General features: G+C 34.1%; 18 protein-coding genes. 6 read left to right on the forward strand and 12 right to left on the reverse strand.

Annotation, left to right across the window (positions count from 1 at the left end; translation table 11 throughout):
* Positions 1-9: 9 nt before the first annotated feature.
* The 3 genes from BCR23_RS02100 to BCR23_RS02110 form a co-directional block, all read right to left on the reverse strand.
* Positions 10-3,153 carry an AAA family ATPase gene (locus tag BCR23_RS02100; protein ID WP_069633842.1) on the reverse strand — a complete coding sequence of 1,048 codons (3,144 nt, stop codon included), beginning with the start codon at positions 3,151-3,153 and terminating at the stop codon, positions 10-12.
* Between the two features lies 1 nt (position 3,154).
* Complete coding sequence (locus BCR23_RS02105; RefSeq protein ID WP_069633843.1) at positions 3,155-4,294, reverse strand: exonuclease SbcCD subunit D; 1,140 nt, start codon at positions 4,292-4,294, stop codon at positions 3,155-3,157.
* A 575-nt stretch (positions 4,295-4,869) separates the two neighbouring features.
* Positions 4,870-5,490 carry a lysophospholipid acyltransferase family protein gene (locus tag BCR23_RS02110; protein WP_069633844.1) on the reverse strand — a complete coding sequence of 207 codons (621 nt, stop codon included), beginning with the start codon at positions 5,488-5,490 and terminating at the stop codon, positions 4,870-4,872.
* Positions 5,491-5,708: 218 nt separating this feature from the next.
* Here BCR23_RS02110 and BCR23_RS02115 point away from each other — a divergent pair, with 218 nt between their 5' ends.
* The 3 genes from BCR23_RS02115 to BCR23_RS02125 are packed head-to-tail and all read left to right on the forward strand — an operon-like array spanning position 5,709 to position 7,154.
* On the forward strand, positions 5,709-6,125 hold the full coding sequence (locus BCR23_RS02115; RefSeq protein WP_083241858.1) for a GNAT family N-acetyltransferase: 417 nt from the start codon (positions 5,709-5,711) through the stop codon (positions 6,123-6,125).
* A 29-nt stretch (positions 6,126-6,154) separates the two neighbouring features.
* Positions 6,155-6,889: a tRNA1(Val) (adenine(37)-N6)-methyltransferase gene (locus tag BCR23_RS02120; protein ID WP_069633845.1), complete on the forward strand. Its 735-nt coding sequence runs from the start codon at positions 6,155-6,157 to the stop codon at positions 6,887-6,889.
* Positions 6,879-7,154: a GIY-YIG nuclease family protein gene (locus tag BCR23_RS02125; protein ID WP_069633846.1), complete on the forward strand. Its 276-nt coding sequence runs from the start codon at positions 6,879-6,881 to the stop codon at positions 7,152-7,154. Before BCR23_RS02120 ends, BCR23_RS02125 begins: the two co-directional genes overlap by 11 nt.
* Before the next feature lie 210 nt (positions 7,155-7,364).
* Here BCR23_RS02125 and BCR23_RS02130 read toward each other — a convergent pair whose 3' ends face one another.
* The 6 genes from BCR23_RS02130 to BCR23_RS02155 all read right to left on the reverse strand — a co-directional run bounded on the left by BCR23_RS02130 (position 7,365) and on the right by BCR23_RS02155 (position 12,004).
* A complete protein-coding gene (locus BCR23_RS02130; RefSeq protein WP_069633847.1) occupies positions 7,365-8,465 on the reverse strand; it encodes a low temperature requirement protein A in 1,101 nt (366 codons plus the stop codon).
* 147 nt (positions 8,466-8,612) lie between these two features.
* Positions 8,613-9,161, reverse strand: a complete 549-nt coding sequence (locus BCR23_RS02135; RefSeq protein ID WP_069633848.1) for a cysteine hydrolase family protein — start codon at positions 9,159-9,161, stop codon at positions 8,613-8,615.
* A gap of 282 nt (positions 9,162-9,443) precedes the next feature.
* Positions 9,444-10,136, reverse strand: a complete 693-nt coding sequence (locus BCR23_RS02140) for a 5'-methylthioadenosine/adenosylhomocysteine nucleosidase (RefSeq protein WP_069633849.1) — start codon at positions 10,134-10,136, stop codon at positions 9,444-9,446.
* Positions 10,137-10,157: 21 nt separating this feature from the next.
* Positions 10,158-10,454 carry a cell wall synthase accessory phosphoprotein MacP gene (gene macP, locus BCR23_RS02145; RefSeq protein WP_069633850.1) on the reverse strand — a complete coding sequence of 99 codons (297 nt, stop codon included), beginning with the start codon at positions 10,452-10,454 and terminating at the stop codon, positions 10,158-10,160.
* Positions 10,451-11,035, reverse strand: coding sequence for an NUDIX domain-containing protein (locus tag BCR23_RS02150; RefSeq protein WP_069633851.1), 585 nt, complete (start codon positions 11,033-11,035; stop codon positions 10,451-10,453). Before BCR23_RS02150 ends, macP begins: the two co-directional genes overlap by 4 nt.
* Before the next feature lie 279 nt (positions 11,036-11,314).
* The gene (locus BCR23_RS02155) at positions 11,315-12,004 is read right to left on the reverse strand and encodes a hypothetical protein (protein ID WP_069633852.1); all 690 of its coding nucleotides are present in this window, start codon (positions 12,002-12,004) and stop codon (positions 11,315-11,317) included.
* Between the two features lie 275 nt (positions 12,005-12,279).
* Between BCR23_RS02155 and BCR23_RS02160 the strand changes: the two genes are divergently transcribed.
* Complete coding sequence (locus BCR23_RS02160) at positions 12,280-12,960, forward strand: 5-bromo-4-chloroindolyl phosphate hydrolysis family protein (RefSeq protein ID WP_069633853.1); 681 nt, start codon at positions 12,280-12,282, stop codon at positions 12,958-12,960.
* Positions 12,961-13,292: 332 nt separating this feature from the next.
* Positions 13,293-14,480 (forward strand): toxic anion resistance protein, encoded by a 1,188-nt coding sequence (locus BCR23_RS02165; RefSeq protein ID WP_069633854.1) that lies wholly within the window; start codon positions 13,293-13,295, stop codon positions 14,478-14,480.
* Between the two features lie 193 nt (positions 14,481-14,673).
* Here BCR23_RS02165 and BCR23_RS02170 read toward each other — a convergent pair whose 3' ends face one another.
* Both BCR23_RS02170 and BCR23_RS02180 read right to left on the reverse strand, forming a co-directional pair.
* Complete coding sequence (locus BCR23_RS02170) at positions 14,674-17,403, reverse strand: WxL domain-containing protein (RefSeq protein ID WP_069633855.1); 2,730 nt, start codon at positions 17,401-17,403, stop codon at positions 14,674-14,676.
* A 550-nt stretch (positions 17,404-17,953) separates the two neighbouring features.
* The gene (locus BCR23_RS02180; protein ID WP_069633857.1) at positions 17,954-18,499 is read right to left on the reverse strand and encodes a biotin transporter BioY; all 546 of its coding nucleotides are present in this window, start codon (positions 18,497-18,499) and stop codon (positions 17,954-17,956) included.
* Between the two features lie 206 nt (positions 18,500-18,705).
* On the opposite strand from BCR23_RS02180, the gene BCR23_RS02185 reads away from it, so the two are divergent.
* Positions 18,706-19,542, forward strand: coding sequence for an NUDIX domain-containing protein (locus BCR23_RS02185; RefSeq protein WP_069633858.1), 837 nt, complete (start codon positions 18,706-18,708; stop codon positions 19,540-19,542).
* Positions 19,543-20,054: 512 nt separating this feature from the next.
* Here BCR23_RS02185 and BCR23_RS02190 read toward each other — a convergent pair.
* On the reverse strand, positions 20,055-21,923 hold the full coding sequence (locus tag BCR23_RS02190; RefSeq protein ID WP_069633859.1) for an acyltransferase family protein: 1,869 nt from the start codon (positions 21,921-21,923) through the stop codon (positions 20,055-20,057).
* Positions 21,924-22,708: the final 785 nt, after the last annotated feature.

The raw sequence follows: 22,708 nt of genomic DNA on the forward strand, positions 1-22,708 counted from the left end.
CTCACCTCCCTACGCTGTTTGATAGGTCACTTTACTTTGACCATTTCCATTTGTTTTAATTTGTAATTGTTGCGGAATTCTTGCTTTCAATTCATTTACATGACTTATAATACCGATCATTCTTCCTTCGTTTTCAATAGTTTCTAGTGCTTCCATAGCCATTTCTAAGGCCTCTTCATCTAAAGAACCAAATCCTTCATCAATGAACAATGCTTCGATTAAAACGCCTCCTGCCTGCTCTTGGATCACTTCAGCAAGAGATAAGGCTAACGCTAAAGCAGCAATAAAACTTTCACCGCCAGATAAAGTGTGGGCGCTGCGGCTGCTTCCTGCATTGTCGTCATAAACATTGATTTCAAGCCCCGTTTGATTTTTATAGCTGCCGGAATCTTGATTCAGTTCAAATTGGTAACGATTATTCGTCAACAAGTCTAAACGCTGATTAGCGACGTTTAAAACCTTTTCTAGATACGTTTGAAGTACATATCTTTCCAAGCTTGTTTTTCTAGGATTATCACCATTTACAGTAGCTGTAAGTTGATGTAATGCGGTAATATCTTCCCACTGATGCTCAACTGAAGCAATTAATTCTTTGACTTGTTTTTGAATGTTTTCATTCGCTTGGATTTTTTCTTGATGCTGATAATAGGTTGCTTCTTTGGCTTGAATCAAGACCTTTAACGACTCTATTTCATCTAGAAGCACTGTAATCTCTGGCTGCTCTTTATGTTCTAGCTTTTGTTTTAGTTCGTTCAACTGAAAAATCAATTGATCTTTTTTCTTGTCAAAAGTAGTCAGCTCTTCTTTAATTGCTTCTAATCTAGGGACTTCCCTTAATAAATCACGCACTATTTTTTCATCTAATCCAAAATTAGATTCTTTTAAAAGAACAGTAAATTTTTGTTCTAATGCGTTTTTTTCAGTAAGATTTGTCGCTTTTTCTTTTGAAAGATGTTCTTCGCTATTTTTTAGTAATAATTGATTTTCTTTTAATTTTGCTAAACGTTCATCTATTTCTTGTTTGCATATTTCCCATTGTGCTATTTCTTGTTCAAACTGTTCTTTCGTTGTTGTTACGTCATCTAAAGAACGATTATCATCACCTAATTGTTCTGTAATTGTCTTTATTTTCGTTTGATTTGCAACTAATTCTTGATGCTTTTCACTAAGGATTTGTTCTTTTTCAGTTACGTTATTTTTCTGTTCTTTAACTATTTTTTCTAGTTCGATTATTTTATGTTTCGCTGATTCGATTCGTTCTAATTCAAGTTCAATTTCGGCAGTTCTTTCCTTAAAATCATCGCTTACTAGTTCTATCCCTTCAGATGTGAAAGGTTCTGTTAACGTGACAACTTGTTTTTTCTGTAATTTTTCAAATAAAGCACCGACTTTTTTATCTTGAATTGTCAGCTCTTCTTGTAATTCTTGCTCAGTGTCCATTATTTGAGTTATTTGAGCTTGGATTTTTGCGACTACTGCTTCTTGTTTTTGAACCATCTGTTCTGCTTTATTGAGTTGGTTCTCAATTAGTTGAATTTCCTCTAACGAAAACTCTTGATGTTCCTTTTTATTTGGGTGCTCTAAAGCTCCACACACTGGACAAGCTTCTCCATCTACTAAAAATAAACTTAAACGACTAATCTGCATTTTTGCCCATTCGCTTTTTTTTATTTCTACCTGTTTATAAAGTATTTCTTTTTCAACTTGAGCCTGTTCTAGTTCAACTTCTCTATCCGTCAATTGCTGTTTAATGGTCATTCTTTTGCTATTAAGTCGCTGTTTTTGCTCCCAATTTTCCAAAAAGGTAAACCATTGGTCTTGATGACGTTCTAATTCTAACTGTTCTTTTTCAATTTTGGTCTGACGCTCTATAACAATGAGTTCTTTTTGATATGTTTGTTCAGCTTCTTCTTGCTTTGCTTTGATTTCAACTAACTGTAAGGTACAAACTTCTAGGTCTGACTGATTTTTCTCAATCGTAACTTTTACCTTGTCCTTTTCTGCATAAAGGGGTAACTGAAACTGAAGCTGTGTGACTTTTTCTTTGAGCTTACTTATACTCTCTGCTTCTTCTATATTTTTTTGTTGTTCATTTTCCCATTGCCGAATTAATTGTTGATGCTCTTCTTGTTCGATTTGATTCATTTGTAATTCTTGATCATAAGTTACAATTAACTTTGACTTTTCATCGATAGTTTCCAATAATCCTTGATGATTTTTGACCCATTGAAGCTGCTGTTCTTCTACTCGAAGGTTTTCAATCATTTCAGTTGCTAGATCTAGTTCTTCTTTTTGTCTGTTTAATTCACTTTGTTTTGTAAAATCATTGATTAATTCTTCCAGTCCAAACTTTTCTACTTCCTTTTTTTGCTTTGCATCTTGCAGCGCAGACAGTTCAGCCTTTTCTGTCACCTGTTGCTTCTGCATTAATTTTTGCTGTTGTTCCAACAAAGCCAATAGTTCATCTATAGATAGTTCATCTACTGGCTGCTCTTGCCAATAAAGTTGATCTAACTTCGCTTTGATTGTTTGCTGTGTTGCTTCAATTCCTTTATTAACAGTCTTCAATTGCATTTTTAGCTGTTCATTCAGAGTTTGATACAATTGCGTACCAAAAAGATTTCTTAAAACTTTCTCTTTATCATTACTATTGGCAATCAAAAACGTTCGAAACTCTCCTTGAGGTAAAAGAACGATCTGAGCAAATTGAGTGGCGTCCAAATGTAACAATTCTTGGATAAACGCATCAACTTCACGGCGTTTCGTATACTCCCTAAGCTCTTTTCCAGAATGATCTTTAACGATCAATGAAATCTTGGCACTTTGCGTTCGGGTGCCATCACCGCGTTTTTTATAGAGTTCTTGTTCTGGTTTTCTTGTAATCTCATAGATATGATCCCCGTGAGAAAAAGCTAAGTGAACTTCTGTCGCCTCCGATGGATCAGCAAAGGTCGAACGCATTTCCTTGCCTTGACGTAGTTTACCTGAGCTTTCACCAAATAAAGCATAGCTCATTCCATCAAAAATCGTTGTTTTACCAGAACCAGTTTTTCCGCTGATCAAAAATAAAGATGACTCTTCAAACTTGTTAAAATCGATTGTTTCATCAATATAAGGTCCAAAGTTTTTTAATGTTAGTGTTAATGGTTTCAACTTATTGCCCTCTTTCTGCTTGATGAATTTCAGCTAAATTGTCATTGATCCAAACTTGTTGCTGTTTCGTCAGTTCCTCACCTGTAACCTCTGAAAAGAATTGATCAACTAGTTCTGTTGGTGTTAATGTCTTGATTTCTTTTTTTGTTTCAGATGTCTTCTGACGTTCTTCTCTTCCGAATAAACGTTCAACTCCGATGATTCTCGGATAAATTTGTCTAAGTTGATTCATCATATTAGGAATCACAGCACGATCTGTTAGTTGGATGTGTAAGTAATCTTCACGATTGATCGATTCATAATATTCTGGTGCAATCAACTCTTTAAAACCACCTTCGATCTGAACAACGTCTCTTAGTGGTGTAATTTCTTTAAATTCAAAACTTGTTTTTTGCGTATCTGTATCAACAATCCAAACGCCCTTTTTCTGGTTCATTTCTGACAAAGAAAATTTTAAAGGTGAGCCACTGTACCGAGCATTTTCAGCTTGTAAAGCATTTTTCCCGTGTAAATGTCCTAATGCCACATAATCAAATGATTCAAGTAAAGATAAAGGAACCGTGTCCAAACCACCTACCATTAACTTTGTTTCCGAGTCTGATTTTTCACTGCCAGCCACAAAAAAATGACTGACTAAAACTTGAGCCATATCGGGTTTAAACTGCTTCTCCATTTCTTTAATGACTTCTTTCATCCCTTGTTCAATTGTTCGAATTTCCTCATTACCAAAATACAAACGAGCTGAAATTGGTTCAAAATAAGGCAATAGAAAAAATTGTGTATTCAGCATTTCAACAGGCTTAAATGCTTGATCTAAGCGAGTGTTTAAATGAAAATTCGACTGCACAAACCATGGACCGCCTGTTTCTAATCGGATACTGCTATCGTGATTTCCAGAAATTGCCAACACTGGAAATTTTTCTTGTAAATTCATTTTTACGATCATCTTGTTAAATACTTCAATAGCCTCCACAGAAGGCACTGAACGATCATATAAATCCCCCGCAACAACTACCGCATCCACTTCTTCTTCTTTAGCAATTGCTAATATTTGCTGGAAGGCATCTGCTTGTTCTTCTAATAAATCATACCCATGTAATTTTTTTCCGATATGCCAATCTGCTGTATGTAAAAAACGCATTATTCCACCACCTAAAAAAGTCCTTCTTACTATTATACCAAATTTATAGCAAAATACGTGAGCCAAGCATACAGAAATTATTTTATTGTAAAAAAAAAGGAAAGACACAACATTTTCACTTTAGTTTATTACTAAAGAAAATGTTAATGCCTTGCCATTTTTTATATTATGAAAGATACAGACTCTTTTACTAAAGAAATTAAAAGAGTAATGGATTTAATCATGCAAGGTGATAATTCCTTAGAAGAGCGACTTGCTTATTATGAAGATGGAACAAACTATTGCTGATTTACAAGATAACTTAAAAAAGTAGACTGGAAAATCGACTGTTATAAACAAGCGATTCTTTTAGGATCAGAAGATATTCATCAAGATAAACCTGGTCTTTATGAACTGTATTACAAAAAACAGGATCAAGATAGAAGTATTTAACTCGTAAGAGTCTTTCTTCATACTGATTTTCATCAAACAAACTAAAAAACTAGTACAAAAAAACGAACAATTTTGTACTAGTTTTTTTAGATTAATGCCAAAATATTGATAGATTAAAAAGTAGTTATCATTGCTTTTGAAGCCTACTCTTTCACTTCATATTTAAAATTAGGATCAATTTCTTTATCTAAGTTGTCAAAAGAAGCTTGCATTCGACGTTCAACTTCCGCAATACCTTCTTTATCCATTTTAGCAATATCACTAACATCTATTGGCTCTCCAAAGCGAACCGTAACTCGACGACGCTTAAACAAATCTTTCAATGTTAAAGGACCTTGATAAACTGCTGGGACAATTTGGACTTTGGCCATTTTGGCAATCAATGCCACTCCACCTTTTAATTCTGAAGAATGACGTGTTCCGCTCGGAAACATAATCAAACTTAAATCGGTGTTTTTTAGTGTTTTTACCGGCGTCTTAATAGCACTTGGCCCAGGCTTTTCTCGATCTACAGGAAAAGCATTCGCATGTTTTAAAATAAAACTCAAAAAAGTATTTTTAAATAATTCTTTTTTGGCCATAAAGCTAAATTTTTTCGGCGATCCGCCAACGGCTAAATACAATGGCTCCCACCACGTTCTATGCGGAGCAACTAAAATATAATTTTCATTTTTGGGAATTCGGTCTTTCTTTTCATAATGAGCATTGCCGTTAATAATAAATAAAACAACCCGCACAACCCCACGCATAAATGTAAAAAACATGTTTTTCTTCCTTTCTTTTCACTAGCTATAAGTATGCCGAAAACTGTTGCTTTTGACAAGTCTTTTTCTCAGGTTTCCGCTAATCTTAATCGTAGTATAATACAAGGATATTTTCCGTTCCATAAAAGAGCTTTATTTACATGATACAGCTTTCACATTACTACTTTTTATTTACTTACAATTGCTATATAATCTAAGGGAGCTGGAGGTGATAGCTAATGATCGAATTTAAACCACTCGATAAAGAGAAAAATGAAACCAATTTGATTACTTTGCTTTCTGAAAATCAAGAAGAAGAGAAAAAAATCCCTGCCGAAGAAAATATTCCATTCTCTTTAGCTTTATATGATAATGATCTATATATTGGCGGTATCACAGCAAATAAATGGATGAACGCTACTCATATTTCTTTATTGGCAGTCAACAAAAACGATAGAGGAAAAGGATACGGTAGCCAACTGCTCAAAAGAGCAGAAGAATTTGCCATAGAAACAGATTCTGCACTCATAACCATCAATACTCAAGATTATCAAGCAAAATCATTCTATGAAAAATTGGGGTATCAGGTTTTTGGGAAATTAGAGGATACACCTTTTATTGGAACAACAAAATATTACTTAGTTAAACAACTATAAAATGAAAAAATTGAAGGAATGAAACAATTATGTTATTACCAGATGAACGAATTGATCAATTATTTGCAGATGATATTCAAATCATCCAAAGCAAAGAGGTTTTTTCTTTTTCAATAGATGCTGTCTTATTAGCAAATTTCCCCCTCTTTCCAAAAAGTGGCTCAATCGTCGATCTTTGTGCTGGAAATGGAGCAGTTGGTTTATTTGCCAGTCGCAAAACAAATGCTAAAATCACACAAATTGAACTACAAGAACGCTTAGCGGATATGGGACAAAGAAGCATTCACTTAAATAAATTAGAAGAACAAATGAAGATGATCGAGTTAGATTTAAAATTAGCAACAACTGTTGTAAAACCAGACTCAGTGGACTTAGTTTTATGTAATCCGCCTTATTTCAAAGAACTGCCGACAAGTCAAAAAAATCCTAATCCCCATCTAGCAATTGCTCGTCACGAAATACATACAACATTGTCAGAAGTTATCGAAGTTTCAGCAAAGCTATTAAAAACTAATGGCCGTCTGGCAATGGTTCATCGCCCTGATCGATTTTTAGACATTCTTCATGCGATGGAATCGGTTAATATCGCACCAAAACGTGTTCGTTTTGTTTATCCTAAAGCTGGAAAAGAAGCAAATACATTATTGATTGAAGGGATTAAGCAAGGGAAAAAAGACGGTTTCCGTGTTTTACCACCATTATTTACTTATGATGAAGAAAACAATTACTTACCAGAAATGAAGGCGATGTTGTATGGAAACTGATCATTACTTTTATGTACTTCTTTGTAAAGATGACACCTTTTATGGCGGCTACACGACTGATCCAAAACGTCGCTTAAAAGAACACAATAGCGGTACTGGAGCAAAATATACCCGTCTTCCCTCTCGATTGCCTGCTGAAATGATCCATGTGGAAAAATTCAACAGCCGTAGTGAAGCCACCAAAGCGGAATACGCGTTTAAAAAATTAACTAGAAAACATAAAATCGCTTATTTAAAAGAGAGAGAAGCGAAGTGGTGCCAATGATCATGTTGCCAAACTTTTTCATATTGAAGACTTGGAAGCTAGAATCAACATCCATATCCATCAGACTCGTCGTGAAGAAGTCCAAACTCTTGTACATAAGCATTTGAGTTTAGATATTGAATCATTTGAAGGGATGGTCAACGGAAACCACTTAACTATTTCTTAACGCTAAAAAACTCAGCCAAATGAATGGCTGAGTTTTTTGATTTCTTATTTCAGTTCTTGTTTGACCTTATATAGTAAAAACAGTAAAAATATCACATTAACTAATAAAAATGGCACCATATAATCTTGTAGTAGTAAGCTTACTATGATCCAGCCTGCAAAATACAGAACGCTTTTACTAATAAAGGATAAATAATTATGCTCTCGTTTGCTGTAAATGATCATATTAACCATTGTTCCACCCAAGAAACAAACTAAACTAGCAGCTAAACACAAGGTGAAAAACAGCGGCTTAATTTCACTATTTACATAGTTTTCATATAAGACGATGGATAACTCCAGTCCAACAAAAATAAAATAATGAGAATGAATCAAAACCAATCCTGCGGTCTTTTTTTGTCTATCAATAGCGGATTTATAAATCGTATTGTAAAAAAGAAACATGACAACTACCAATAAAAAGAACAACACACTGCCAATACTTATTTCATCGAAGATAATCGTATTGGCTACAGCAATCACAGCTTCACCAAACAATAACAACGTAAACAAACTATATCTCTCAGTTAAATGTCCAAAATTTGTTGGAAAATCTTCTAAAGCTTTTTTCATAACAATTGGAAAAAATGCCGTAATAAACACGGAAAGAACATAAATAGCTAGCCGAACTGGATAAGTTCCCAATGGTAAAATCGTAATAAAACCAATCAAGCCACTTGCGCATAAAATAATTGCTAATTGATAACAAAGTTTCTTAACAACTGTGTCCTCAGTACTTCTCATCTTCAAATAATATTGTAATGCGATACTAAAAAATAAAATAGAGGTCGCTCCTGCAAAAGTAAAATGAGTCTTCTCAAAATCAATATTGATTGATTGGGCTAAAACAATCACCCAAAACATATCAAAAAATAAAAATAAAGCACTAATTTTATTTTTAATAGAAAAACGATTAGCAAAAACTGTCTGATAGGTCCAAATCGTCCAAAAAACAAGAGTCAACATCAAAAACTCTCCAATACTTTTGAAGGATAACATTTCATTTGCACCAACAAACAAAATAGAGGTAATACGGCTAATTGCATAAGCAAAAATCAAGTCATAAAACAGTTCAAACTCAGAAACCTCTTTTTTTAATACATGCATTCGATCACTTCCCTCCTGAATTGATAAGTTATTTTATGTTTCTTATTTTATTATAATCTGGTTTATCTATTTAATACAAAAATAGTGACCTTTTTATTACAAAAAAGAGAGGTAAAACTATTTCTAGTCTTCCCTCTCCATCTTCATTTATTCTATAATATCTACACCCAATGTCTGCTTAAAATGATTCAATGCCCACTCATGCCCAATCGGATCAAAGCTAGCTACAGCATTCTTATGGATAACAATTTTATACCCCAAATTATATGCATCCACTGCCGTATGAAGCACACAAATATCTGTACAGACACCAACTAAATGAATCTCTGTGATCCCTCTTTCCCGCAAACGGATGTCCAAATCTGTTCCACTAAAAGCCGAATAATGCCGTTTATCGATCCAGTAAACCGTTGCTCGTTCATGACTATTCTCGTAGAGTTCAGCTAATTTCCCGTAAAGCTTACGTCCATCAGTCCCTGCAAGATTATGGGGCGGAAATAAACTATTTTCCGGATGATATGGATCATTTTGATCATGTCGATCAATTGCATAAACAACAAAGTCTTGATTTTTGATAAATCTCTCAGTCACATCAATTAAAGCCTGTTCAATTTCCTGACCTGCACTTCCTGTTGTTAACTTTCCATCCGTTGCTACAAAATCATTCGTATAATCAATCGAAATCAAAGCTTTCATTTTGGTTCCTCCTAACTTTAAAAGCGAAACGAGATTGTCCAGCTTCGATGAACAATAGGAAAAAATGATGGAAGCGTTCTTAGCTTCACTCACTTTTTTATCTTTTTTCCGAGAAGCTAGCTCGTGACACTAGATAATTTAAAAGCGAAACGAGATTGTCCAGCTTCGATGAACAATAGGTAAAAATGATGAAGCGTTCTTAGCTTCGCTCACTTTTTTATCTTTTTTCCGAGAAGCTAGCTCGTGACGCTAGATAATATAAAAGCGAAACGAGTTTGTTAATTAAACAAGATGTTCTACAAAATGAATCACCATTTTTGCAGATTTTTCGCCAGCTTCTTCAATAAACTCATCAAATGTTTGTGATGCTTCGTGGTCAGCTGTGTCACTGATTGCCCGAACAACTAAAAATGGAATCTTAAACTGTTCAGCAGCTTGAGCAATCGCTGCGCCTTCCATTTCACACGCCAAAGCTTCTGGAAACTCAGCAAGAATATCCTTCACTTTTTTCTTATCGTTAACAAAAGAATCTCCTGTCACGATTAACCCGTGATGAATTGACATACCTGTTTTTTCTGCGGCCTTCTTCATCTCTAATTTCAAATAGTCACTTGATTCATAATATAACGGCATCCCAGGCAATTGTCCCGGTTGATAGCCAAATCCAGTAACATCCACGTCAAAATAAGCCAATTTATCAGCAATCACTAAATCTCCTACAGTTAATCCCTGACCGATACCACCAGCTGATCCTGTATTGATTACCATATTTACACCATATTGATGAATTAATAAAGCAGTTGTGACAGCTGACAAGACTTTGCCGATCCCTGAACGAACAACAATTACTTCATGGCGTCCTAAAGAACCTGACACAAATAAAGCTCCAGCTCTTTCCCAAGAACGAGTATCAGATAATGCTTCTTTTAAAATTTTTACTTCTTGATCCATAGCTCCAATAATTCCAATTTTCATAGTAATTTCATGTCCCCTTATCTATAAATTCAATACTATAAATATGACAATCGCTAGTAAAATTGCCACAACAATGATCGCTTTAGTCAGTGTACTACTGCGTTCACGAATTTTAGTTTGTTCGTTTGAACGACTCTTTGTAATTTCTTTTTGCTTTTTATGTTCTTTTCGATAGAAACTTGAAATTTCTTTTTCTTTTTTACGGTACTCTTTATCAGCTTCTTTTTGATTTTGCTCAAATAGTTTTTGTGCTTCTTTCTCAGCCTCTTCTTTTCGTCTCCGTAATTCTGTCCGAGTGACTAGCGGACCTTTGTTCATTGTTCATCCTCCTTAAACAGCGCTTTTAGTTGCTGTAGTTCCCAGTATTGCACAGCAAAAATCGTCTTTGCATCACAAATCAATCCACTATCAATCGCTGCCTTTGCTTCTTCTAATGTTACTGTATATAATTCTAAAATTTCATCGTCATCTTTAGGTCGAGGATTAGGAACTTTCTCTAAGCTCTCTGCATAATAGATATGAAGTAGTTCGTTAGCAAAACCAGGCGAAACATACATTGATGTAACAAAAGTAAACGTATTGGCCCGATATCCAGTTTCTTCCTCCAGTTCTCTTTCGGCAGTTTCTTTCGGATGGTTCTGTTCACCAGGATCGATTTTTCCAGCAGGAATTTCTAAAATAACTTTCTCCATTGGTTTTCTAAATTGTTTTACCATGATCATTTTATTATCTGCCGTAATCGGAATAACTGCAACGGCTCCTGGATGGAAAACTAATTCACGTGTACTCGTTTCACCGTTAGGCAAACGAACTTCATCCAAAACAACATCAATGATCTGTCCCTTAAATATCTCTTTTCTAGAAATCGTCTTTTCCTCAAACTCTTCGAAATTCATCATGCTGTTCACCAATCTTTCTATGATATAATACCTTAATTTTGAAATTTTATCACTTATCTCTCTTTTTGTGAATTTTTTCTGTATGTAGAGATTCTTTATAATTTCTGTCTTACTCAATTGTAGCTCTAGTATTCGTTCAAACTCATCTAATTATACCAGTTAATAAAGATTGAAACAGTCTTAGCAGAAAAATAGAGAGAAGAAAAACTAGGTCACTAGTCTTACTTCTCCCTTCAAAGTCTACTAAAATTATCTTTACCTACAATCACACTCTTCTTTTTACAAGTCGGACAGTGAGTTCATAATTTTAATCAAATCAGCGACATTATTGTCTTTTTTACTATTTAAGGTCCAACTAATACATTGTAAATAGTGATTTTTACTTTCTATTAAATCATAGATATAATAGACCTCCACACCATCTTTAGTTGCAGTAAACATGCTCCGTTCACCCTTTAGTCCATTATATTTAATTGCTTCTTTCTTTTCATTCGTTCGTTCACCTAAATCAGACAAATCAACTGAGTTCTTAAAGCTATCGAAATTGTCAAAATCCTTTTTGGGTTCGCTAAGAACCATGTAATATTCATCTTTTGCAGCATTCTTTAAACTAACATCTGCATTATCACTTAATTCTTTTGGCTCAACAGATTGCCAGCCGTCCATTAATTCTACTTTAAAATCACCGTTTTGGGTTTTGATTACTTCTATCTTCCCTCTAGAATCACTTGACGAATCTTTCGTTTCTTCAGTAGCTCCCTTGTTTTCATCCATATCCTCACTAGTCAGCGACTTATCTCTGGGCTCATAAAACACCTCATTGTCACCATAAGAGCTTGATTCCTCTACACTGGAACTTGTTTCTTCTATATAAGCGTCGTCATCCTCTACTTCTGCAACTTTACGTCCAGAACAGCCTGTGATCGCTAATCCCACTAATAAAATAGTAATTATTTTAAAATTCTTCACAATGTTTCTCCTTTTAATCCTGATCATTATCTTTCATTATACATTACGTCACTACTTTTTTCTTCTATTTCTTTTGGACTTTTTTGTGAACAAATTACTTCTCTCTACATCTGAAGTAGTAAAAAACACTGTTTTCCTTTCCAAATTCTTACATTTTCTCTAAATATTAAAATCAACCTTTGGACTGATATTCTTTCTAGCCTAGAATATGATAAAATAGCATATATAGCGAAGGATAATAACTTTCGACAGAAAAATGATTGGAGGGAACTAAAATGAGAAAAGTAAAAATTATCCAAACAATTGCTTATTTAATTTTAGCTGGTTTCATTCTGCGTTTTATTATCGGCATGCACATGCCAGCTAGTGTGATAGTTCTATTCGTTCTATTCGTTCTTTTAATTCTCCTAGTTCTGCTTTTCACTGGATCAAAAAAGCAAACGACAAAAAGAGAAGATGCGTTGCCGAATCTTACAAAAACTAAAGAAGAGCATTACGCAACGATTGGTATGACCGATGCGGAAATAGACTTTTTCAGAGATACAATGAATATAACAAAAAAACAAATCATTCAGTTACAGGAAAATATGAACGCTTCTACTAAATTAAGAGCAATCGATTTACGCAACGATACATTACGAGTGTCAAAAGCGTTATTTAAAGAATTAGTCAAAGATCCTAAAAAACTACATTTAGCAAACCATTTTCTTTATACTCACCTACCAAACTTGGTTGATTTAACAGGGAAATATTTAGAAATCGATAATCATGAAATAAAAAATAAGCGGACCTACGAAAAATTGGAAGAAAGTGCTCAAATCATCGACCAAGTCTCTAAATTAATTAAGAAAGATTATGAGCAATTTGTAGCCGATGATTTAGAAGACTTAGATGTTGAGATATCCGTTGCTAAAAGTAGTTTAAAAAGAGATAATGAAAATAAAGATAATCAGTAATAAGGAACTATAAAACCTCAACTGGAAACGCACTAAGTTTCCAGTTGAGGTTGATTTCAAAAAAATTTCAATCATTATCTAGCTCCACAGGCTTACTTCTCGGAAAATAGATCAAAACTGATTGCGGCAACAAACGCCACTCTCAATTTTCCCTATTTTTCTGTCGAAGCTAAACGAGCCAGATACGCTTTTATTTTATCTAGCTTCTCGGGCTTACTTCTCGGAAAATAGATCAAAACTGATTGTGGCAACAAACGCCACTCTCAATTTTCCCTATTTTTCTGTCGAAGCTAAACGAGCCAGATACGCTTTTATTTTTAGGAGGAAACGCAATGGAAAATAACCAAAAAGATGTAACCCCTGTAAATGATACGTTGGATGACTTATTAAATAATCCATTTTCAACACCTGTTGATTCACTGACATCAACACAACAAAGTGAAATTTCTGCTTTGCAAAATCAACAAGTAGCAGCTCGGCTAATTGATAAATTACCAGCTGAAAGACAAGCTCAAGCAAAAGAACTAGCTTCAAAAATTGATGTGCAAGATTCTCAAGCTGTTATCACTTATGGTTCTGCAGCACAAACGAAATTAAGTGAGTTTTCACAATCCATGTTAAACCATGTACAAGCACAAGATATTGGTCCTGTGGGAGATTCATTGACAGATTTAATGTATCGTTTAAGTGAGGCAAATCCTGACCAATTAAGAGTTGGAGAAGGCAACTTCTTTTCAAAAATGTTAGGAAAAGTGAAACAATCTGTTTTTGAAATCACTGCAAAATATCAAAAAATCGGTGCCCAAATCGACAAGATCTCAATCAAATTGGATCATGAAAAAAATGGTCTTTTAAAAGATAATTTAATGCTAGATCAATTGTACAATAAAAATAAAGACTACTTTGACGCCTTAAATATTTATATCGCAGCTGGTGAATTGAAGATGGAAGAGTTACAAACAATGATTATCCCAGAGGCCATGAAAAAAGCAGAAGAATCTGGAGATCAAATGGATGTTCAAATCGCTAATGATTATACACAGTTTTTAGATCGTTTGGATAAACGGACCCATGACTTACGTTTGGCGCGTCAAATCACGATTCAACAAGCACCACAAATTCGTTTAATCCAAAATACGAATCAGGCTTTAGCTGAAAAAATTCAAGCATCTATCAACACAGCCATTCCCCTTTGGAAAAATCAAGTTGTAATTGCTTTAACTCTATTACGTCAAAAAGACGCAGTTACAGCACAACGACAAGTTTCTGAAACAACGAATGATCTATTAAAGAAAAACTCTGAAATGCTGAAAATTTCAGCAATAGAGACTGCAAAAGAAAATGAACGAGGCATCGTTGATATTGATACACTACAGAAAACTCAAAATGACTTAGTTGAAACGATTCAAGAAACATTACGAATTCAGCAAGAAGGTAAAGAAAAACGCCGTGCTGCTGAAATCGAATTAGGTCATATGGAAGATGACCTGAAGAGTAAACTATTGGAATTAACACAATAAGCTCGTCCTAAGTCCTATTTTTAGAGCCTAATGTAAAACTGATTTTCAGTTCCGCATTAGGCTCTAAATAATAAGTGAGATTACTTATTTAATATAAACAATTTTTATTCTGACATTCATTTAAAAGACAGGCGTTGTATCAAAATCTATTGATACAACGCCTGTCTTTACTCTAACTCGATATTTTACTTTATTACTTCGCATTTTCCAAAGTAATGGTAATTTGAGCATTGTACTTTCCTAATGCTTTAATTGATCCTGCTGGAAAATCCATAAGAAATCCTTCGCCCTTACTCCAATAGTCCTCTGTAAGGTTATATTCACCTGAATTTGTATTTTCAGGAGTAAATATCACGCTGTCACTGTTGGTTAACGTGACTTCTTCAGTAGAATTCTTGTATTTGATTACATCAGTCATTATTATTTTTTCATCTTCAAGACTTTTTAAGGGTTCCGAAATTTTTGCTTTCAAGTTCCATTTCTGTTTTGTTGAGCGAGTATCTGTAATGATTAAAGGAGAACCACTTATGTCTGGTTTAGCCAATTTCATTCCCTTAATATTAGCTGTTTGTACACCAAAATCAAAAAGAGATGGTGATGATTGTATCTTCAATGTTCCAAAATAATAAAAAATTACTTCTTTATCTTTTCCAAATTCTACTGTTAACACATCTCCTACTAAGGAACGTTCAACTCCATCTACAACAACTTTAGAAAATTCATATCCTTTTATATTTTCTAATGGGATATCTAGTTTTTCTCGCATTTTTCCTTTTTTAGTAATAGATTCAAGAGGTAATTTACCATTTGTTTTTTCTTCTAAGAACTGAATACTGATTTCTGGTTCTTGTGGTTTAATAGTAAACGCTTGTGTGCTGGATTCTTTCTCTATCGGTTTGGCCATTGAGGTACCTTTAACATTGTAACTTTGTGTGACTGTTACTATTTCAGTTATTGGCGGTTCAGCCTCTATGGTATTGACTGTATAGGTTAGGATTACTTCTGTTTTCGGGGCTATCTTGCCCAGTTCTATTTTTAATTTTTTATCTATTCCAAAGGTAATACTCCCTTCTGGAATAACTACTCCATTCAATTTTACTGTTTTTTTGTCTACAACGACGTTTTCGGGGAATGCAACTGTCTCATAGACAACATTATCCCAATCAGATGGCTCATCTGCAGTATTTTTTATTGTCGCTTTGTATGAATTGCTTTCGGTTTCGAATATTTCTGTTTTTTCAACAGAGAAATCCGTTTGGATGACGGGTTGATTATTTTTAGTTAAATTTAATTCTTTGATATCAGATTTTTTATCGTTATCTTCTATCCAAAATTCTACTTTATAATTTTGTTTTGTTCCTTGTAATGCTGAACTAGGAATTTCGTAAGCCAACGACTGTTCCACACCTTTATCGGTATTTGTTACCTTACTTAACAATTGTTTTGTTCCACCATTTACAGAGTAATAGATAGACAATTCGTCTGTGTCTTCATCACTCCATTTGAGTGTCCCTTTAAAAGAATCGGTCCCTTTAATATCTCCTGTAGTTTCAACCAAATTAAGAATAGGCTTGCGATTATATTTTAAAGTAAATGTTTCTTCTTTCGATCTATTATTATCACTATCGACAATATAGATTATTATACGATTTTCCTCAGTAGTCGACATTTGTGCTTCTGGTATTTCTAAAGACCAATTATGTACTACATTTTTAGGATTATTCGGCAACGCCTTGGGATTAATTTTGATTGGTTCTCTACCATTTATTATCGCATACAGATCACCTGAATCACTATCTATATCCTTCCATGTTCCACTAATAGAAACATTGCCACCGTAATAAGTACCATCCTTATTATCAAGTGTCATTTCCGGTATCAATTCTACTGCGGAAACCGAAACACCATATGCCGCATTCGTGGATTCTCCTGGTTTTAGAGTGACTGGTTGTGTTTTAAAAACCATCCCTGAGTCATCTACCTTGGCTGATAACATTCCTGCAGCTGCCACGTCTTCGCCCAATTGCTCTTGACCAACAGCATCGACTGAATAAAATGTTCTATCAAATAGCGTTCCACCTGCATAATTACCTCCAGACCAATTAGCCATGCCATTCGGTACATCAAAATGGTAATCTAATCTGTACCCCTCATTTTCAATGTATAAACCTCTTTTTTTCCCAAGATAATAAATATTTACATCATCATCTTCACCCAATAGTGTGTCAATTATTGAGCCAAAAGCATAGTCTGTCAGTGTCTCATTCGACAAATTTTGATATTCATAGTTAACTAATACAAGATTGCTAGCACTAACATATTCCATTGTTTGAGTCACTAAAAGATGGTATGGCACAGGGCTTGAGGCTTCTATTTCAAAAACAGTTTTTAACAAAGAACTCCCTTTGTCCCCAGCTTTTCTATATTGTTTGAAAGATTTAAATTCTGCATCATCTCCAAAATATCCAAGCTTTCCAACGGTACTGTCTTCCCCCATAATCATTAACCCTGAACTTGTCCATGGGCGTCCCATTTCAATATCAGTCTCCACATCCCACAAATCAAAGGTGGTAGATACAATTTTGTCACTGTTCAAATAATAAAACGTTGGTGTTGCCAAAATGCTTAGTTCTTCATTTGTGAAATTTCTGAAATCAATAGCTGGATTTTTTAGAACAGAGTCCTGTTTTCCTCCAAAACTGAATGCAAGAAACTGATCTACACCAAGTCGTACTTTAGAAAATTCATAGTTTGCTACAGGCAACCAACCCTCATCGACAACTGGCTTTACTTTTTTTTCGTCCTTAACATCATTTTTTTCAGCTTTTATTTGCGACACACTAAAACTAGTATAAATGCCTAAAATTATCAGTAAAAAGCTCAGAAGAAAAAATTGTGGTTTTCTGTTTTTTGCTTTTTTCATAGTACATATAACTCCCTTCGACACTTTTTTCTAACAATATCCACTCATAAGTGTAATGTATTTTTTTTTCTTCATCTAGGGGTTTTACTGCCAATATTTACTATAAAAAAAGAATTTTATGAAAAAACGAAAGTTATTATACGATTGATAACAGTTTGTAAAAAAGAGCTCTGTTTCTAGCGACTCTATAGCAACACACATCAGGTAAAATTACGTAGATATAATAGGATTTTTTCAAGTAAAGTAAAGGTGTTTGTGTTTCCTGCAGTTTAAATTAAATGCATGCTCACAATTTGGACAGTTCTCAAAACTTGTATATTCTGCATAAGTCATTTCATGATGACAGACACCACAAAGAACCACTTTATCCGTTAAATCCTGCACTATTGGCCAGGGGTAAAACTCATGATTTTCCTGTTGATTATGACAAAGATGGCAAGCATAATACTTTTTACAGTAGTAACATTTGTTAGCAATAACATCTTCAATCAAGTCGTAATGGATACATCTACCAGAAGTATCCAGAGTTATGCCATATATCTTCTTCATATTATCGTCCCCTTTGTCCCAAAGCTTTTGATATTCTTTGAGCCAAAATAGCCGTAACAAAAGCTTTGACGGTATCTCCTGGAATAAATGCCAAACTTGCAATCAAACTTTTAGATAATGACACATCTGAAAGTAAACTCACACCTACTGCGCCTAAAAAATCTATAAATAAAGCACCCAATAGAAAAGTGATTCCAAATGCATACGATAACTTTTTGTTATCTGGATTGAATCGTTCAGTCATCCAGCCTATCATAAATGCAGCAAATGGATAAGCAACAAGATAACCTGCCGTAATACTGAAAAAAACGATCATTCCACCTCGACCACCAGCTAATAACGGAAAACCAAAAGCTACTAGCAATAAAAAAAGTAGGGTTGCAATCGTGCCATTTTTTTTACCTAAAAGTAAACCACTAAGCATAAAACCAGCATTTTGAATCACGATGGGAACTGGTAATAGACTAATTGGTATCGGTGGAAAAAATCCTAAAACAATAATAATTCCGATCATGATAGCAATTTTTGTAATATCTTTTGTTTTCATATGTCCCTCCATATATAAGTAATTTCATATACTTAAAAATACTAGTTCCCTCATCTTTTGTCAACCTATATATATTTAAGGTTAACCATTTTCACCTTTCAAAAAAAGTTCTGGAATTTAGTAGAATTTTAACTACGTCTTTAGTTGTTTTTCCTGATGATAATGATACAATAAAGTAAAAAGTACTGTTATCGTATTTGGAAGGGATGAGCAACTTGGTACACTTTGATTCAAAGGAAGAAGAAAAACAATATTATGAACAGCAAGCCGATGAAACTGCGTTTTTAAAATGGTACCATCAACAAGAACTTCCCGAATATGAAAAGCCTTCTCTAACTGTAGATATTGTTTTGATGTGCTATAACAAGGAAGAAGATCAATTAAAAATACTACTAATCAAAAGAAAAGGACATCCTTATAGAAACTCCTGGGCTTTACCTGGTGGTTTTGTTAATAGAAACGAATCGACTGGGGAAAGTGTGTTGCGGGAAACAAAAGAAGAAACAGGGGTAATTATTTCTAAAGATAATATTGAACAACTTCATAGCTTCAGTAGACCTGATCGTGATCCTCGAGGCTGGGTAGTCACCATTAGTTATTTAGCATTTATTGGTGAAGAACCGTTGATTGCAGGAGATGATGCAAAAGAAGTTCGCTGGTTTACAATGGAACGAAAGGAAAGCCTCCTCTCTCTAACAAACGGTGACGTAGAAATTGTCTTAGATTTAAAAACTGAAGACTCAACTGGAAAAGATACCTTAGCTTTTGACCACAGTGAAATTATCTTAAAAGCCTTCAATCGTGTGGCAAACAAAATGGAACATGATCCTCAAGTTCTACAAGTTTTAGGAAAAGATTTTACAATCACAGAAGCTCGTAAAGTATTTGCCAAATTTTCTGGCGTTGATTACAAATCAATCGATCACTCCAATTTTAAAAAAGCCATGCTCCATCATTTTGAAGAAATTGGCGAACGTCCTGTAGGAATTGGACGTCCTTCTAAAATTTATCAATTAAAACCTGAAAAATCTTCTTATCAATGAGAAAAGTCTATAGTATAAATTTAAGAACCCTCTCAATTAATAGTGAACAGTGAACTATCATATAAAATAATCATTGACAGATTTATACCACTTCATTTGTAGAGTGTCTACCTAATTTTCAGCTTAGGTAGACACTCTTTTATTTCCATGTTTTTCCAATCTAAATACTACTGTCACTTTTTTTGTAAGCTTAAAGCCTGAGCTCTCCGATACTGACTACTTAAAAGATCGATATCAGATTTTTGTAAACTAAGACTATCAATTATAGTAATCAGCGGTATCTTCTTTAATGTTGATTTGTATTAAGAAGATAATAATAGAAAAGCTTTTAGATTAGGAAGTTTTTCTTTTTAAATACAACAAGCTCAATATACTGATGTAAAACATCTACTTTCGTTTTAAGAACTCTCTTGTTTATATCGGATATCGCTCAGTTCAATGAGATATTAAAAATCACACCCTTTATTACGTTAGTTCGTAATAAAGGGTGTGATCTCCATCTCAATACTTTTTTATTTTATAATCTGTTTAGCAATAAAACTTGAATATTTTACTTGTCCTTCTATATTTGGATGAACGCGATCTTCATAGAACCAGTCCTCATGTTCATTACTATAACTATACCAATCAATAACGACTAAATTTTTATATTTCTTTTTCATAGCTTCTAACATTGTATTAACTTCATTTTGCCATCTACGTGTAGGAACACGGACGTTAATCCAAAATACCTTACGTTTAGAACCAATGGCCGTCATAAATTCATCAAACTGAGCTTCAGTAAAAGAACCATTTGTTCCAAGTCCGACTAAAACATTATCTTTCAATAATTTATCTTTATCTAACTTTTCAATTGGCGGCGTGCTAGTGTAAAGCTGTCTACCAACTTCACCATCCACAATCATCTTAGGAAAAATTTCTTGTAGACCTGTTGCCGCATCCAAAATTACTGAATCTCCAAAAGCTGTGATTTCCATTGCTTGTGCTTTCTGACTCTCTTCTGCTGTCAAATCAAAGTTTGTTTCTGGTACTTTGGTTGACGATTTGGTTGAATCAGTTGTTTTCCCTTCATTTTTAGCTTTTTCTGCTTCTTTTTTTTGATCAGCTTTCTTCTTATTCTCTTGAATATTTTTTTGCAGTTGTTCTTGCTCAGCAGTGACCTGATTTGACGGTGCAACAGCTAAAGCAAACAGGGCAAAGCATGATAGAACTACACTGATCAAAGCGGTCACTTTAGGAATAGTAACCCATGGCTTTTGAAAGAAATCTTTGATTGCAAACCAGGTGTACTGATAATAAAACTTTCCTAGTGGTTTCTCAACAAATCGATAAGAAAGTTCGCTGATTCCAAAAATCAAAGCAACTTCAACTAGAGAATGTAAAAGAACATGATCACTTAGATTTTTAATTTTTGCTTCATAAAAAATCATAACAGGAAACTGATACAGATAGATACCATAACTTCTTTTCCCAATCCAAGTAAATACGGGATTTGTCATCCAACGATTAATATCAGCTCCTGGATGAGCAGTAACTGCTACTAAAAGTGTTGCAAAAATACTGACAATAAACATGCCTCCGTAGTAGACAAAAGAAAAATGATCCGCTAAAAATAAAAAGGCAATCAATAAAACGGCTAACGAAGCAATCCCAACACCATTCAATAAAGTTTTTGCTTTTATCGGAATTTCTTCTTTCAAGCGATCACTTGGCCAAGCAAATGCCAGACCGCTTCCCATCAAGATAGAAAACAATCTTGTATCTGTCCCATAATAAACTCTCGTAGGATCAGCTCCTGGCGTATAAAGAGCAGCCATCAAAATTCCTGAACCAATAGCGGCTGCCATAATCAACCCAAAAATTTTACCGCTATGTTTAACATACCTTTTTAATAAAATAAATAACAACGGCCAAATCAAATAATTCTGTGCTTCAACAGCCAGTGACCAGATATGAGTAAATGGGGATTGACTTGTAAATCGATCAAAATAAGAAAATCCTCGAAAAATCTGCCACCAATTATTATAGTAAAATACGCTGCTAGCAACCACACTACGTAAATTATTCAATAGATCTTTTTGGAAGAAAACAATATATGCTGATGCCGTTACTAACATTGTAATTAAGCCAGGATATAGCCTTTTCATGCGACGAATATAGAATCCTTTAACATCAATTGTTTCAGTCTGAAGCCATTCTTGCCTCAGTAAATCAGTAATCAAATATCCAGAAACTGCAAAAAAAATAGGGACGCCTAAATAGCCCCCTCGCATTATATTTGGGAACAAGTGATAGAGAATCACACCTATCACTGCTATTGTCCGAATTCCATCAAATCCGGTAATATAACGGTGGTTTTCTAACCTTTTATTATTATTCATTTATATTCCAACTTTACTAGTATTCTTTTTTTATATTTCGAGTAATTTTTAACAAAGGAAACATGATTTTTAAATTGACTAATGATAGAAAAAATAAGTCGAGTTTGACCAAAAAAGGTGGTCGATTGAAGTGTAAAAAATTTCTATCCGGCTCATGTTCTTTGACAGTCGATGTTTTTGACTGATTTAATGTAGTAAGTTAAATATACGTTCTTTCCCAAAAAATGGCAAGTACTCTCACTCTAATTTTCGACTTTTTTAAGCAAATTTTAGATATTTTCTGGTTATCTGCTGATAAATTTTTATTGACTCACATGAAAATATATTGCGAAGGCTAAAAACTGTAGATTTACCAAACAACAACTTATATTTTTTTACTACTTCAATTCATATTCTTAATCTTTAAGACTTTTTTAAGAAAAAAAGATAATTTCTAAATAATTAGAAAGTCTTTTATTTACAGAGCGGTCGCTAACATCCATATAGCTTGAATAGAGTATTGAATAACCTTTCTTGTTTGTGGTGGATAATCTAATTGAGTCATTAAACGCCATTCTCAAAAAGAAATTACTGTTGGCACTTGCTGGAATTTTAGCTCTCCAACAAGTTACATTAATTTTCATTCTTTTTAAATTGCCGATCATAAACACTGCTTTAATTGCCTCTTAGGTAGACGAGTTCAATAATTTTTTTTAGTTCCTTTTGTTTTTGAGGTTGTTGCCTTTATTGGATAAAGGTTGTTCGTCTTGGCTACATAGATGTACAACACTGAACATGTCAGAACA

The organism is Enterococcus quebecensis (assembly GCF_001730365.1).
In the GTDB taxonomy this organism is placed as follows: domain Bacteria; phylum Bacillota; class Bacilli; order Lactobacillales; family Enterococcaceae; genus Enterococcus_L; species Enterococcus_L quebecensis.

Coding starts and splice junctions, on each gene's coding strand:
- BCR23_RS02125 (WP_069633846.1), top strand. CDS start 6,879: ATGGAAACTGATCATTACTTTTATGTACTTCTTTGTAAAGATGACACC.
- BCR23_RS02120 (WP_069633845.1), top strand. CDS start 6,155: ATGTTATTACCAGATGAACGAATTGATCAATTATTTGCAGATGATATT.
- BCR23_RS02160 (WP_069633853.1), top strand. CDS start 12,280: ATGAGAAAAGTAAAAATTATCCAAACAATTGCTTATTTAATTTTAGCT.
- BCR23_RS02110 (WP_069633844.1), bottom strand. CDS start 5,490: ATGTTTTTTACATTTATGCGTGGGGTTGTGCGGGTTGTTTTATTTATT.
- BCR23_RS02170 (WP_069633855.1), bottom strand. CDS start 17,403: ATGAAAAAAGCAAAAAACAGAAAACCACAATTTTTTCTTCTGAGCTTT.
- BCR23_RS02130 (WP_069633847.1), bottom strand. CDS start 8,465: ATGCATGTATTAAAAAAAGAGGTTTCTGAGTTTGAACTGTTTTATGAC.
- BCR23_RS02165 (WP_069633854.1), top strand. CDS start 13,293: ATGGAAAATAACCAAAAAGATGTAACCCCTGTAAATGATACGTTGGAT.
- macP (WP_069633850.1), bottom strand. CDS start 10,454: ATGAACAAAGGTCCGCTAGTCACTCGGACAGAATTACGGAGACGAAAA.
- BCR23_RS02140 (WP_069633849.1), bottom strand. CDS start 10,136: ATGAAAATTGGAATTATTGGAGCTATGGATCAAGAAGTAAAAATTTTA.
- BCR23_RS02115 (WP_083241858.1), top strand. CDS start 5,709: ATGATCGAATTTAAACCACTCGATAAAGAGAAAAATGAAACCAATTTG.
- BCR23_RS02185 (WP_069633858.1), top strand. CDS start 18,706: ATGAGCAACTTGGTACACTTTGATTCAAAGGAAGAAGAAAAACAATAT.
- BCR23_RS02180 (WP_069633857.1), bottom strand. CDS start 18,499: ATGAAAACAAAAGATATTACAAAAATTGCTATCATGATCGGAATTATT.
- BCR23_RS02105 (WP_069633843.1), bottom strand. CDS start 4,294: ATGCGTTTTTTACATACAGCAGATTGGCATATCGGAAAAAAATTACAT.
- BCR23_RS02150 (WP_069633851.1), bottom strand. CDS start 11,035: ATGATGAATTTCGAAGAGTTTGAGGAAAAGACGATTTCTAGAAAAGAG.
- BCR23_RS02190 (WP_069633859.1), bottom strand. CDS start 21,923: ATGAATAATAATAAAAGGTTAGAAAACCACCGTTATATTACCGGATTT.
- BCR23_RS02135 (WP_069633848.1), bottom strand. CDS start 9,161: ATGAAAGCTTTGATTTCGATTGATTATACGAATGATTTTGTAGCAACG.